The 13,743-nt window shown below is 68.8% G+C and carries 13 protein-coding genes; 4 read left to right on the top strand and 9 right to left on the bottom strand.

All coding sequences use genetic code 11. The annotated features are described in order from the left end of the window. Positions 1–24 precede the first annotated feature (24 nt). A complete protein-coding gene (locus DIE02_RS19175; RefSeq protein WP_124489624.1) occupies positions 25–1,743 on the top strand; it encodes a SulP family inorganic anion transporter in 1,719 nt (572 codons plus the stop codon). Positions 1,744–1,832: 89 nt separating this feature from the next. On the opposite strand, the gene DIE02_RS19170 is transcribed toward DIE02_RS19175, so the two are convergent. Next, positions 1,833–2,708: a LysR substrate-binding domain-containing protein gene (locus tag DIE02_RS19170; RefSeq protein ID WP_044843261.1), complete on the bottom strand. Its 876-nt coding sequence runs from the start codon at positions 2,706–2,708 to the stop codon at positions 1,833–1,835. A gap of 95 nt (positions 2,709–2,803) precedes the next feature. Between DIE02_RS19170 and DIE02_RS19165 the strand changes: the two genes are divergently transcribed. Continuing rightward, on the top strand, positions 2,804–3,400 hold the full coding sequence (locus tag DIE02_RS19165; protein WP_124489625.1) for a LysE family translocator: 597 nt from the start codon (positions 2,804–2,806) through the stop codon (positions 3,398–3,400). Between the two features lie 34 nt (positions 3,401–3,434). Here DIE02_RS19165 and DIE02_RS19160 read toward each other — a convergent pair whose 3' ends face one another. The 6 genes from DIE02_RS19160 to DIE02_RS19135 all read right to left on the bottom strand — a co-directional run bounded on the left by DIE02_RS19160 (position 3,435) and on the right by DIE02_RS19135 (position 7,954). Then, positions 3,435–4,889: a DHA2 family efflux MFS transporter permease subunit gene (locus tag DIE02_RS19160; protein WP_124489626.1), complete on the bottom strand. Its 1,455-nt coding sequence runs from the start codon at positions 4,887–4,889 to the stop codon at positions 3,435–3,437. Then, on the bottom strand, positions 4,886–5,449 hold the full coding sequence (locus DIE02_RS19155) for a cysteine hydrolase (protein WP_124489627.1): 564 nt from the start codon (positions 5,447–5,449) through the stop codon (positions 4,886–4,888). The genes DIE02_RS19160 and DIE02_RS19155 overlap by 4 nt, the downstream gene beginning before the upstream one ends. A 70-nt stretch (positions 5,450–5,519) precedes the next feature. Beyond that, on the bottom strand, positions 5,520–5,975 hold the full coding sequence (locus DIE02_RS19150; RefSeq protein ID WP_124489628.1) for a MarR family winged helix-turn-helix transcriptional regulator: 456 nt from the start codon (positions 5,973–5,975) through the stop codon (positions 5,520–5,522). Positions 5,976–6,159: 184 nt separating this feature from the next. Next, positions 6,160–6,396, bottom strand: coding sequence for a hypothetical protein (locus DIE02_RS19145; protein WP_044843266.1), 237 nt, complete (start codon positions 6,394–6,396; stop codon positions 6,160–6,162). A 46-nt stretch (positions 6,397–6,442) separates the two neighbouring features. Next, a complete protein-coding gene (locus DIE02_RS19140; protein ID WP_124489629.1) occupies positions 6,443–7,522 on the bottom strand; it encodes a serine hydrolase in 1,080 nt (359 codons plus the stop codon). 195 nt (positions 7,523–7,717) lie between these two features. Next, on the bottom strand, positions 7,718–7,954 hold the full coding sequence (locus DIE02_RS19135; protein ID WP_185702642.1) for a hypothetical protein: 237 nt from the start codon (positions 7,952–7,954) through the stop codon (positions 7,718–7,720). A 93-nt stretch (positions 7,955–8,047) separates the two neighbouring features. Here DIE02_RS19135 and DIE02_RS19130 point away from each other — a divergent pair, with 93 nt between their 5' ends. Both DIE02_RS19130 and DIE02_RS19125 read left to right on the top strand, forming a co-directional pair. After that, positions 8,048–8,923 carry a LysR family transcriptional regulator gene (locus DIE02_RS19130; RefSeq protein WP_124489631.1) on the top strand — a complete coding sequence of 292 codons (876 nt, stop codon included), beginning with the start codon at positions 8,048–8,050 and terminating at the stop codon, positions 8,921–8,923. Positions 8,924–8,994: 71 nt separating this feature from the next. Further along, positions 8,995–9,279 carry a transcriptional regulator gene (locus DIE02_RS19125; RefSeq protein ID WP_044843344.1) on the top strand — a complete coding sequence of 95 codons (285 nt, stop codon included), beginning with the start codon at positions 8,995–8,997 and terminating at the stop codon, positions 9,277–9,279. Between the two features lie 52 nt (positions 9,280–9,331). Here the strand turns inward: DIE02_RS19125 and DIE02_RS19120 are convergent, their stop codons facing one another. Continuing rightward, entirely contained in the window at positions 9,332–10,075 is a 744-nt protein-coding gene (locus tag DIE02_RS19120; RefSeq protein ID WP_124489633.1) for a transporter, read from the bottom strand. Positions 10,076–10,143: 68 nt separating this feature from the next. Beyond that, entirely contained in the window at positions 10,144–12,924 is a 2,781-nt protein-coding gene (gene mgtA, locus DIE02_RS19115; RefSeq protein WP_124489634.1) for a magnesium-translocating P-type ATPase, read from the bottom strand. Positions 12,925–13,743: the final 819 nt, after the last annotated feature.

Genomic DNA, 13,743 nt, shown 5'->3' with positions numbered 1-13,743 from the left:
TCCGGTCAACCACGCATTTCACGCATGCAAGATTCCAACGAAAGCCAGCCGTCACGCGTGCGGCTGCTGAAGGGCATTCTGCCGGTTCGGCGCGCGTCGGCCATCCGCGACATGTTCGCGGGCATCTCGCTCGCGTCGATGGATATCCCGCAGGTGCTCGGCTATGCGCGCATCGCCGGCATGCCGGCCGTGACGGGCCTCTATACCGTGTTCCTGCCGCTGATCGCGTTCGCGTGCTTCGGCGCGTCGCGCCATCTGGTGGTCGCCGCCGACTCCGCGACCGCGACCATTTTCGCGAGCCGCCTGTCGTCGATGGCGCCGGCGGGCAGCGCCGAGTACGTCGCGCTGGCCGGCATGGTCGCGCTGCTGACCGCCGCGATGCTGCTGCTCGCGCGCATCTTCAAGCTCGGCTTTCTCGCCGATTTCCTGTCGCGCACGGTGCTGGTCGGCTTCCTGGCCGGCGTCGGCGTGCAGGTGTCGATCGCGATGCTCGGCGACATGCTCGGCTTGTCCGTGCCGTATCCGGCATCGCGCAGCGTCGCCCAGCTCGACTACGTCGTCACGCATGCGATCCACGCGCATCGGCCGACGCTCGCGCTCGCGGCGCTCGTCGTCGTCGCGATTCTCGCGTGCAAGCGCTTTGTGCCGCGCGTGCCGATGCCGATGATCGCGGTGGCGGGCAGCATCGCCGCGAGCGACTGCTTCGGCTTCGCCGCGCAAGGCATCGCCGTGCTCGGGCCCGTCGCGGGCGGCTTGCCGCCGCTGCGCTGGCCGTCCGTCACGTGGCAGCAGTTCCTCGATCTCGTGCCGGTCGCCGCGTCGTGCTTCGTGATGATCATCGCGCAGAGCGCGGCGGCGGCCCGCGTGTTCGCGCAGCAGTACGGCGAGGACGTCGACACCAACGCCGACATCCTCGGGCTCGCGGCCGCGAACGCGGCGGCGGCGGTGGGCGGCGCGTTCGTCGTCAACGGCAGCCCGACGCAGACCGCGATGGCCGACGGCGCGGGCGTGCGCAGCCAGATCGGGCATCTGGCGTTCGCCGCGGTCGTCGCGGCGGTGCTGCTGTTCCTGAGTGCGTATCTGCAGTACCTGCCGCATGCGGTGCTGGCCGGCATCGTGTTCACGATCGCGCTCGGGCTGATCGACGTGCGCAGCCTCGCGGCGATCCGCAGGGAAAGCCCCGGCGAATTCACGCTCGCGCTCGTCACCGCCGCGGCCGTCGTGACGGTCGGTGTCGAGCACGGGATCCTGCTGGCCGTCGCGCTGTCGCTGATGCGGCACGTGCGGCACAGCTATCAGCCGCACACGATGGTGCTCGAAGCCGCCGACGGCAACGGGCGGTGGCTGCCGGTGCCGGCCCGGCCGGGCGCGATGACGGCGCCGGGGCTGATCGTCTACCGGTTCGGCTCCGACCTGTTCTTCGCGAACGACCATCGGTTCGCCGCCGAAGTGACCGAACTCGTCGACGCGTCGCCGGTACCGCTGCGCTGGTTCATCGTCGACGCGGGCGCGATCACCGATCTCGATTACTCGGCCGCGCGGACGCTCACCGATCTCGTCAAGGCGCTGCACGCGCGCCGGATCGGTGTGCTGTTCGGGCGCGTGAACCGCTACCTGCACGCCGATATGGAGCGCCACCGGATCACGGAGATCGTCGGCGCGTCGTGCATTTTCCCGACACTGCACCAGGCGCTGGAAGCGGCGGGCGTGACGCCGGCGCAGCAGGAGCCGGGGGTCACGTAGCGGAAATTGGAAGGCGGAAAGCGGAAAGCGGAAAGCGGAAAGCTGGGGGAACGCGGGAGGCGGGAGGCGGAACGCGGGAAGCTTCACCGCTAAGCGGCTGCGCGCACGCGCGCGAAGCCGTTGCGCAAATGGCGGGCCAGTTCCGCCGCGGCCGGCGCGTGCTGGCCGCGCGGCAGATGCAGGTTGATCGCGAAGTTCGGCAGGGCGGGCAGGCCGCTGTCGGCCGGCAGGATGTCGAGATCGGCCGGCACGGTGGACGCGAGCCAGACGGTCACCGCGAGATCGGAGCGCACGGTCGCGGCCGTCGCGTCGATGCTGCCGTTCTCGAACACGGTGCGCCACGCGCGATCGCAGGCCCGTAGCGCGTCGAGCACGGTCGGGCGGAACGCGCAGGTCTGGTCGACCATCGACACGGGCAGCGGCGTCTGCAGATGGGCGCTACCGCCTTTCGCGCCGACCCAGACCAGACGGTCGACGGCGATGCATTCGCCGCGCGACGGCCCGACCGGCGCCTCGATCAGCGCGACATCGATCTCGCCTTGCCTCAGCGCCTTGCGCAGTGCGGGCGACGCCGCGCACACGAGCGACAGCGCGACTTGCGGATGCGCGTGCGCATAGCCTTTCAGGATCGGCGCGAGACAGCTGCCGACGAGATCCTGCGGCGCGCCGATGCGCACAGCGCCTTCCATCGCACCGGCCGTCAGCTCGGTCAGCAGTGCGTCGTGCGCGGCGAGCAGCCGGCGCGCCTGCGCGAGCAGACGCTCGCCGTCCGCCGTGAGCAGCAGGTTGCGATGCTCGCGCACGAACAGCGGGCCGGACAGCGTTTCGAGCCGCGCGACCTGCTGGCTGACCGCGCCTTGCGTCAGGTGCAGCGCGCGGCTCGCCGCCGTCATGCTGCCGTGATCGGCGACCGTGACGAAGGCGCGAAGCAGGGCGATGTCGAGGTTGCGTGTCATGGTTCGCATTATGAATGCTAATGACTGGCATAAAAAGCTTTCGCTGTCGTAATGCACGGAGCGCGGGTAAAACGGAGCTTCGACGACCCGAACCGGGAGCCCGTGTGCCGCTTCAAGACTATTTGCCGCTGCTGTTGTTCGTGATCGTGTCCACGGTGACACCGGGTGGCGCGACGACCCTCGCAACCGCATCGGGCGCGCATTTCGGCTATCGGCGTTCGCTGCCGATGATGACGGGCATCGCGGCCGGCCTGGCATCGATGGCCGCCGCCGCCGCGGCCGGGCTCGGCAGCGTGTTGCTGGCCCTGCCCGCGCTGCAGCTCGGGATGAAGGTGCTCGGCTCGCTGTATCTGCTGTGGCTGGCCACGCGCATCGCGCGCGGCGGCAAGCCCGGTGTCGACGCGGCCGTGCAGCGGCCGCAAGGATTCGTCAGCGGCGTATGGATGCTGTGGCACAACCCGAAGGGCTGGGCGATGACGCTCGGCGCGGCCGCGTCGTTCGCCGCGCTCGCGTCGGGCCCCGTGCGGCTCGGCGCGTTGCTCGGGCTGGCGTTCGGCGTGGCGGCGATGGCGTCGCTGTCGCTCTGGTGTTGTGCCGGGCTGCTGTTCGCGCGCGTGCTCCGCACGGAGCGGCAGTGGCGCTGCGTGAATGCGGGCTTGGGGATCCTGCTCGCGGCGTCGATCGTGCCGATGTGGCTGTAGCAGCGGCGCTGCGTGCACGGCGCAGCCGCGACACTCAGCGCGAACCGTCCCGCGCGGCCCTGACGGGCCGTCCGCCCGCGCCGCTCGACCATCGCGGCAGCCGCAGTGTCGTCGCGAAGCTCGCCGCGTGCAGTGCGCAAAGCAGGCCGAACGTCCACGCGTAGGCGGCCCCGTGCGTGCCGCCCGTCGACGCGGATTCGGCCTGCAGCCGCCACGCGAGAAACAGCGTGCACATCGTCGTGAACGTCGGGCCACCGAGGCGCTGGACGATATTGAGCGACGTCGTCGCCATCGGCAGGTTGTGCCGCTCGATCGACGCATACGCGGCGGAAATCGACGGCGCGCCGATCGCGCTCTGACCCATCCCGCGCAGAAACAGCGCGGGCACCAGCACGGCGGGATCGTAGCCGGCCAGCGCGAGATACACGAACGGCAGCGTCGCGGCGAGCGCGAGCAGCGCGCCGGCGGCGGCCAGCCGGCGCACGCCGAACCGGCTGGTCAGCGCGCCCATCGACGGATAGGTGACGAGCATGCCGAGCCCGAGCGGCGCCAGCAGCCAGCCCATCTCGCCGGGCGAGCGGCCGCACGCCTCGATCAGGAACACCGGAATCAGCATCTGGCCCGCGTAGATCGCGCCGTTCGACAGAAACTGCGTGGCCGCCGCCGCGCCGAACACGCGCGAGCGAAACAGCGCGAGGTCGATCAGCGCCCGCTCGCCTTTGCGCAGCTGGACGCGCAGGAACGCGGCGAGCAGCAGCACCGAGCCCGCGATCGCGGCGATGCCGGGCACCGCGTCGATGCGCTCCGCGCCATACAGGAACAGCACGAGCGCCGGCGACAGCAGCGCGAGGCCGACCCAGTCGAGTTCGCGCCGCTGCGTTTCCTCGCGGTCGCCGGGCAGGAACCACACGGCCAGTGCCAGCGCCAGCGCGCCGACCGGCAGGTTCACGAGAAACAGCCAGCGCCACGACGCGTACTGCAGGATCGTACCGGCGACGACCGGCCCCAGGATCGGTGCGATCAGCACGGGTACCGCCGCATAGCCGATCACGCGCGCCATCTGCTGGCCGGCCACGCGCGCGATCATCATCTGCGCCATCGGCGCGAGCAGCCCGCCGCTGACGCCTTGCAGCACGCGGAACGCGATCAGCGACGGCGCGGACCACGCGAGCCCGCACAGCGCCGACGTCAGCGTGAAAGCGGAGAAACACCACAGGTACAGCGCCTTCGCGCCGATGCGATCGACCAGCCAGCCGTTCAGCGGCAACACCAGCGTGAGCGCGAGCAGGTAGCCGCTCGTCACCCACTGGATCGTCGACAGGCTCGCGTGCAGATCGGTCGCGAGGCTCGACAGCGAGACGTTGACGATCGTCGCGTCGAGCTGCGACAGCAGCGAGCCGAGCGTCGCGACCGCGCTGACTTTCCAGATCGACGGACCGAGCCGTTCGGCCGCACGGCCCGGCGCCGGCCGCGCGCGTTGGTCGTTCACGCGCCGCGCCGGTCGAGCAGCGCGACGATCTCGTGCGCCGAGCCCGTCTCGCCGAGCCGCGGGAACAGCCGTTCGACGCTGTTCGTGTGCGCGTCCGCGTTGAGGTCGGTCATCGCATCGACCGCGAGCGTCACGTTATAGCCGAGTTCGTGCGCCTGTCGGGCCGTCGATTCGACGCCGATGCTCGTCGCGATGCCGGCCAGCACGATCTGCGTGACGCCGGCCGCCTTCAGGTACGCGTCGAGATCGGTGCCGGTGAATGCGCCCCAGGTCTTCTTCGTCACGGCGTGGTCGCCCGGCTGGCGGTTCAGTTCGGGCAGGAGCTCGGCCCAGTCGGCCGGGAACGGATCCTTGCGCGGCGGCAGTTGTGTCCGGCCCGGTGCGCCGCCGGCGACGTTGACGAGCACGACCGGCAGGCCGCGGCTGCGGAAGGCGTCGAGCAGTTCGCGCGTGCGCTCGATCACCGGTGCGACCGGGTGGGCGGTGGGCAGCGCGACGATGCCCTTTTGCAGGTCGATGACGACGAGTGCCGTATGCGTGTCGAGACGGGTTGTGCTCATGATGCGGATGCTCCGTGCATGGGGAGAAGGGGCACGTGCCGTACGAATGCCGCGCGGCACGCACGCGGGATCACTGCTCGCCGATGCGCCGGATCAGCGGAATCGCGGCGGCGAGTGTGCGGATGTCTTCGGCGTCGAGCTTCTCGATCGCGGCGCCAAGCCACTTGTGCTTCGCGGTGTTGCGCTTGCGCCGTGCAGCCAGGCCGGCCGCGGTCAGCAGGAACAGGATCTGGCGGCCGTCGGTCGGATGCGGCTCGCGTTCGACGAGCCCGTCTTCCTCGAGACCCGCGAGAATGGCCTTCATCGACTGCGGCTTCATCGCCTCGGCGCGCGCGAGATCGGCGGTCGTCATGGGGCCCTGTCGTTCGAGCCGCGCGAGCGCACTCGTCTGCGACATGCCGAGCCCTTCGGATTCGATCTCGGCGCGCAGCCGTCGAATCAGCTGGCCGACCGCGAGGGTCAAGTCGGCGGCGACGGTGTCGGCGGAAATGCGGGGTGTGCGTGGCGGAGTCATGCGGCGGATCATAGAACACGACAGTTAAACTTGCAAGTTTAGCTGTCTAGTTTGGCGGGCGTTCGCGATGCACGGCGCATGACGTACGACGCACCGCGCACCGACGCACGATGCGCCGGCGAGGCCGGGAGAGGAACAGCGGGCGGCGGCTCGGCAACCGCCGATTGTCGGACGGTGGGCAGTGTGCGGCCGGACGCTACGCGCGGCGCGGCAACGGAACCGGCACGACGTCGTTGTACTTCGGCGACGCATTTTCGTGCAGCAGGTCGCCGAGATATTGCGCGAGTTCGTCCGCGGCGAGCGCGGACGGAACGTGCAGGTTGGCCGGTCGCCGCTTGCCTTCGGTGCCGAGATCGAACACCGCCCAGCGGCCGTTCGTCCGCACGACGGCGAGCAGGCGTCCGAACGCGTTGAAACGGTATTCGTCCTGCATGGCATCGCTCCTTCGTGGATGAATGTGCCGGCCGCGCGCGCCGCGTTTACCGGATCGAGCAGGTCAGCCAGCGATGGATCTTCAGCGCATCGCTCGACACGCCGGCGCGCGTCGGTGCGCCGAGCAGCACGACCGTTTCGCGGCGGCCCTTCACGCGCATGCGCATCACGACGCCGTGCCCCGATTCGTTGATGAAGCCGGTTTTCTGAAGCCGGATCGGCAGGCGGCCGTCACGCACGAGCGGATCGGAGTTCACGTACAGCAGCTCGCCGTCGCCGGCCTGCACGGTGGTCGACGTGTCCGTCGAGAAATAGCGGATCAGCGGATCCTGCGCGGCCGCGCCGACGAGCCGCGCGAGATCCTCGGCGGTCGACACGTTGTGCGGCGACAAGCCGGTCGGTTCGCGGAAATGCGTATCGCGCATCCCGAGCCGGCGCGCCTCGCGGTTCATCGCCTTCACGAACGCGGCACGGCCGCCCGGATAGTCGCGGCTCAGCGCGGCGGCCGCGCGATTTTCCGACGACATCAGCGCGATATGGAACATCTGGCGGCGCGACAGTTCGGCGCCGATCGGCAGCCGCGAACCGGTGAACTTGATCGTGTCGCGATCGCGAGAGGTGACGCGCAGCACGCCGTTCATCGGCCGGTCCGCGTCGCGTGCGACGACGGCGGTCATCAGCTTCGAGATCGACGCGATCGGCCGCACCGTGCGTGCGTTGCGGGCCAGCAGCGGTGTGCCGGAGTCGACGTCGAGCACGTAGGCCGCGCGCGAATGCAGCGAGTGCACCGCGCGCGGGCTGTAGCCGCAGCTCGCGAGCAGGCGCGGCTGCGCGGCGGGGCGCGGGCGAACCGCGTTCGTGCGTTTCGCGCGCCGGTGCTGCGGTGCGGGCGCCGCGTGACGCTTGACTGCATGATGCGTCACGCGCGGGCGGCGGTGCTTGACGGCCTTGTGCTTGCGGTGGGCGGGTTGTTTCTTGACGACTTTCGCATGCGCATGGGGCGTCGCCGTGCGATGCGGCTGCGCACGCTGCGCCGACGCGTTCGTTGCGAACGCAAGTGTCAGGAACGAGAGGGCGATGAGCAGGGTGGTCCGGGCGCGAGGCAGGCGCGCGATGAGTCCGGTCAAGCGAGAGTCTCCTTTTCACGCGCGTTGCGGCGGCGCGAAATGCGTGGGCGGTCAGCGGGTGCGGGAAATTATAAGGTCGATTGTGTGGCGATGACGATGGATGTGCGCGCAATCGTGTGCGATCCGGGCGGAATGTCGAGGCTTTTGTGAAGCGCCGAACGCGTGCGGCGGGCAAAAGGCGCCCGCTGCGTCGAATCAGCGCGGCCAGTTCCGCCGCGACACGACCGCGAAGCTGATCGCGATCGAACTGGTGACGACACGCGGCGGCGTGTCGTCCAGCGCATCGCCGAAGCGGAAGCGGCGGCCGCGTCCGTCGGAGCGTGCGGTACGACGCTCGGGCATCGGCGTGTCGGGCTCGACACCGCCCGTGTCGGCGACGACCGTATCGCACGACATATCGGTCAGGCACTCGGCTAGATGATCAACAGGCATGACAGTGAATTCCGTGAAGGGCATGCCCGTATTGAACGCCACGCGGTTCGATCAGTAAAATGAATGTTTCGATCGCTACGATTCCTTAAAAGAATGGAATTGAAACTGCTCCGAACCTTCCTGACGGTCACCGAACTCAGCCATTTCAGCCGCGCGGCCGACACGCTGCACATGAGCCAGCCGGCGCTTAGCAAGCAGATCGGCGCGCTCGAGGCGAGCCTCGGCGGCAAGCTGTTCGAACGCGGCAGGCATGGCGCGGAGCTGACGCCGTTCGGTGAACGCTTCCTGCCCGACGCGCAGGCGCTCGTGCGCGATGCCGATGAAATCCTCGCGCGTGCACGGGAGGCGACCAGCGGGCAACGCGGCCATCTGCGGCTCGGCATCTGCCTGTCCGTGCTGACGCTCGTGCCGAAACTCGTCGCGGAATTCCGGCGCCGCAATCCGGGTGTCGCGGTCACGTTGAGCGACCTGTCGTCGTCCGAGCAAACCCGCCGGATGCGCGCGGGCAAGCTCGACGCGGGGTTCCTGCGTTTGCCGTCGGATGAAGGGTTGTCGTCGTTCAAGGTGATCGACGAGGCGCTCGCGCTCGCGGTGCCGCCGCACCTCGGCTTCAAGCGCGTGCCGGCCGATCTCGACGTGCTCAACGAGATCGGCTTCATCGCGCTGCAGCGCGCACGCGGTCCCGGGCTCGCCGCGCAGATCGACCGGTGGTGCGTCGGGCGGCGCTTCGTGCCGCAGGTCACGCAGCAGGCGGAGGACGTGCAATCGGTGCTCACGTCGGTCGCGGCCGGGGTCGGCGTCGCGTTCATTCCGTCGCACGCGCAGTACCTGCTGCGCGACGCGACCGTGTTGCCGCTCGCCGGCAGGGACGCGAAATGGCGCGTCGGGCTCGCGTGGCTGTCCGGCCGCGACGATCCCGTGACCACGCGTTTCGTGTCGTTCATGCGCGCCTCGATCAAGGGCGCGTGACCGGGCGTATAGTGTCCGCGATCGCCTTCCGCCCGAATGCCGGCCCGGCGCCGGCTCACGAACCCGACCCGATGACTTCAGAACCCGACGACTCCCCGCTCGATCCCGCACTCGTTGCGACGCTCGCGACGCTGCATGAAGCCGCGACCGATCCGTCCGGCAAAACGTGGTCGCTGCCGAAGATCGCGAAGCGCACGCAATTGCCGATGAGCACGCTGCGCCGCGTGCTGACGCAACTCGACGCCGCCGGCCTGAGCGCGACGACGCTGAACGACGACGGCACCGGCAGCGCCGCCTTGACCGAAGAGGGGCGCGCCGTGTGCGCGCAACTGTTCGGTGGGAACGACCGCGGATGAAAAAACGGGTCGCCCGAAGGCGACCCGTCATATTGTGGTTCGACATGCAACATCACCACCGCGCCGTTACCCCACCCATGACGGAATGACGGTAGGTCTGGTCGTTCAGCCCATGCCGGTAGCCGACGTCGAGATCGAGCCAGGGCTTCGGCGAGTAGATCGCGCCCGCGATCACGAACGCCGGATTCGCGCCGGCCGTGCTCTCGGTGTTGCGCGACAGGCCGATGTCGGCCACGAGCTGCACCTTGTCGGTCGCCTTGTAGAGCGCCGCGGCCGACACGGCCCAGACCGAGCGCAGGTCGCCCTGGCGGTTCGGCTGGTACGCGAGGCCCGCATTCGCGAGCAGCGAGAAGCGCGCGACGTCGGCTTGCGCGAGCAGCGTGGCGCCGGTGCCGACGCGGCCTGTGCCGAGCCCGCGATCGTCGTTGCCGGTCGGCATCGTCACCTGCGGTTTCAGCGCAAGCGACAGCGGCCCGCGTTCGACGAAGCGCCACTTCATGCCGATCTCGACATCGCCGATGCCTGCGCCGTGGTCGTCGGTGCGCGTTTGCAGATGCGTGTAAGGCGCGTTCACGTAGAGATCGACGTGCTCGCCGAACCCGCGCGTGAGCGTTGCGTTCCACAATTGATGGCGGCCGTTTTCGTCCTGCTTCGAGGTTTGCTCGCCGTTGAACTCGAACTGCCAGTTCGCGTTGCCCTGCGTACCCGTGTCGTCGCTGACGAGCGGATGGGCCGCGTACGCGTACAACGGCGCGAGCAGGGCGCTCGCGGCCGCGAGAGAAAGCATTCTTTTCATGAAGTCACCGTTGTCGTGTCGTGGGCGGCCGGCCCGCGCGGGCCGGCACGCCGTCGTTTCGGAGGCGATCAGAACCACTGCTTGTAGCGACGCACATAGATCGTCTTGACGATCTGCGCGAGCAGGATGTAGCCGACCATCGTCGCCGCGAGCCACAGCCAGTAGGTGCCCGGCAGGTGCATGAAGCCGAGCGAATCCGCGAACGGCGAGAACGGCAGCCAGCAGCCGATCGCGATCGCGGTGAACGTCGACAGCAGCACCGGCAGCGCGGCCGTGCTCTGCAGGAACGGGATCTTCTGCGTGCGCAGCAGGTGCACGACGAGCGTCTGCGACACGAGGCTCTCGATGAACCAGCCCGAGTTCATCACGATCTGGCCGCCCGAACCGCCGTGCAGGTGATACATCGCGCCCGCGCCGAACACGGTCCACATCAGCACGTAGGTCGTGATGTCGAACACCGACGACGTCGGCCCGACCCACAGCATGAAGCGGCCGATGTTGCCGGCTTCCCACTTGCGCGGCTTCTTCAGGAACTCGGGATCCATCTTGTCCCACGGCAGCAGCATCTGCGACGTGTCGTAGATCAGGTTCAACACGAGCAGCTGGGTCGCGAGCATCGGCTCCCACGGCAGGAACGCGCTGGCGACGAGCACCGAGAACACGTTGCCGAAGTTCGAGCTGGCGGTCATGTTCAGGTACTTCAGGATGTTGCCGAACGTCTCGCGGCCCTTGATCACGCCTTCCTCGAGCACCATCAGGCTCTTCTCGAGCAGGATGATGTCGGCGGTTTCCTTCGCGATGTCGGCGCCGCTGTCGACCGAGATGCCGACGTCGGCGTCGCGCAGCGCCGGTGCGTCATTGATGCCGTCGCCGAGGAAGCCGACCGTGTGGCCGTTCGCCTGCAGCGCCTTCACGATGCGCGCCTTCTGCAGCGGCGTGAGCTTCGCGAACACCGTCGTGCGTTCGACGACCTCGGCGAGCGTCGCGTCGTCGAGCGCCTCGATTTCGGCGCCGAGCATCGGCTTGCCCGGTTCGAGGCCGACCTGGCGGCAGACCTTCATCGTGACGGTCGGGTTGTCGCCCGTCAGCACCTTCACCGACACGCCGTTCTCGCGCAGCGCGGCAAGCGCCGGCGCGGCCGATTCCTTCGGCGGATCGAGGAAGGTCAGGAAGCCGCGCACGACGAGATCGCGCTCGTCGGCGGTGCGGTATTGTTCGAGTTCGTCGCCGCGCGGGATCGTGCGCGTCGCGAGCACCAGCACGCGGAAGCCGTCCTCGTTGTACGCGTTCGCCTGTTCGAGCAGCCGGTTGCGTGCGACGAAATCGAGCGGACGTACGCCGTCCTCGTCCTGCACGTGGGTCGACACCGCGAGCATTTCCTCGACCGCGCCCTTGCAGATCAGCTGGTGCGTGCCGTGCGTGTCCTCGACCACGACCGACAGGCGGCGCCGCACGAAGTCGAATGGCAGCTCGTCGATCTTCTTGTAGCCGTGCGGCTTCACGCGCTCGCCGATCTCGTCGGCGCGCGCGACCACCGCGATGTCGATCAGGTTCTTCTGGCCGCTCTGATGAAAGCTGTTCAGCCAGCCGAGCCGCAGGATGTCCTCGTTCTTGTGGCCGGACAGGTCGAGATGGTGCTCGAGGATGATCTTGTCCTGCGTGAGCGTGCCGGTCTTGTCGGTGCACAGCACGTCCATCGCGCCGAAGTTCTGCACCGAGTTCAGCCTCTTCACGACGACCTTGCGACGCGCCATCGCGATCGCGCCGCGCGCGAGGTTCGCGCTCACGATCATCGGCAGCATCTCGGGCGTGAGGCCGACGGCCACCGCGAGCGCGAACGTAAGCGCGCTCAGCCAGTCGCCCTTGGTCAGGCCGTTGATCATGAACACGATCGGCACCATCACGAACATGAACCTGATCAGCAGCCAGCTCACGCTCGCGACGCCGCGGTCGAAGCTGGTCTCGATGCGCTTGTGGCTCACGACGTTGCGTGCGAGCGAACCGAAGTAGGTGTCTTCGCCGGTCGCGACGACCACGGCCGTCGCGGTGCCGCTCACCACATTGGTGCCCATGAAGCACACGTTCTCGAGATCGAGCAGCGACTTCGACGCATCGTTCGCGGCGGCGGACGAGCCCGTCGCGCCTGCGCCGGCCGACTTGCCGGCGACCGCGCCGAGCGTGTCGTATTTCTCGACCGGCAGCGCTTCGCCGGTCAGCACGGCCTGGCTGATGAACAGGTCGCGCGACGCGAGCAGGCGCACGTCGGCGGGGATCATGTCGCCGGCCGACAGGTGCACGATGTCGCCGACCACCACTTCACGCATCGGCACCTCGCGGCGAGCGGGCTCGGACACGTCGGTCAACGCGCGCTGCACGGTCGCCGTCGTGCGGACCATCGCCTTGAGCTTTTCGGCCGCGCGCAGCGACCGGAATTCCTGCACGAAGCGCAGCAGCGCGCTGATCGTGACCATCGTCAGCAGGATCGTCATCCCGACGAAGTCGCGATCGCCGGGCGCTGCGAAGTAGACGTCGGTGCAGAAGCTGATCGTGGCCAGCACCAGCAGCACGTAGACGAACGGATTGTGGAACGCGTGCAGCAGCTGGCGCGTCCAGTGCGGCGGCTTGTCGTGCGCGATCTCGTTCGGACCGTTGTGCTGCAGGCGATCGGCGGCCTGGTCGTAGGTGAGGCCGCGCGTGCTGGTGCGCAGCGACTTGAAGGTTTCTTCGAGCGGGCGGGCCGCTTCCTGCGCGGCGCGCATGTTGCGCGGTTCGTTCTGCTGACCGGGGCCGGCGTTGATGAAGCCGCGCTGTTTCTTTTGCGATGTTTGCGAAGTGTTGTGTCGTGTCATGAGTCGCTCCTTGCGCATGAGGCGGCGGGCGGGGAGCGACCGTGACGTCAGCGACGCACGAGCGCTCCCCGCCGCATCGCGTCAGGCGCGATCGGCTGTGGATCGGTGAAGGGGGGAACGCTCGCCGGCGCGCGGAGTGCGGTCGGAGGAACGATGCGCGGCGTCGCACCGGCGAGCGGTAATCGACTACTGTCGTCCGAGTTCATCTGCACTCCTGTCGGTTGCGAGTAGGCGGCACGGGCGATCGGAAGCCGCGCACGCACGAGGGCGCGCGGCCGGACGGCACGCGAACGGAACACGCACGCAGCTTGCGCTGTGCGCAGCACGAACGTACGCACGCTGCAACGCAGGGTTGCGCAGCGCGGACATTCGGCGATATCGAAAAAATTCGGCGGGGGATTCTGGCCGGTCAGGCCGGAAGGACGCCGCATCCTGCTTCCCGGGATGCGGCAGAAGACGAGGCTCTGCGCGGTTTCCTCAGGCAGCAGTCAAGTTGGTCGAGGACCAACTACAACTCGCATCGGTGTTCACAGAACACTCCATGTAATTCAGACGGGGGCGATGGTAAAGGCTCGTTGTGCGAAGCGTCAACCCTTTTGTCGGAAGATGCTTGCGAAATGTTATCGGCGCGAGGCCGGACAGTCGGGCCGCCGGACGGCAGAAAACGCACGAGTCGCGGGGGGGGGGGGGGGGGGGGGGGGGGGGGGGGGGGGGGGGGGGGGGGGGGGGGGGGGGGGGGGGGGGGGGCGCGGGGGGGGGGGGGGGGGGGGCGCGGGGGGGGGGGGGGGGGGGGGCGGGCGGGGGGGGGGGGCGGGCGGC

Source organism: Burkholderia sp. Bp8991 (assembly GCF_003853795.1).
Taxonomy (GTDB): Bacteria; Pseudomonadota; Gammaproteobacteria; order Burkholderiales; family Burkholderiaceae; genus Burkholderia.
This window is presented reverse-complemented; position numbering and strand designations above follow the sequence as displayed.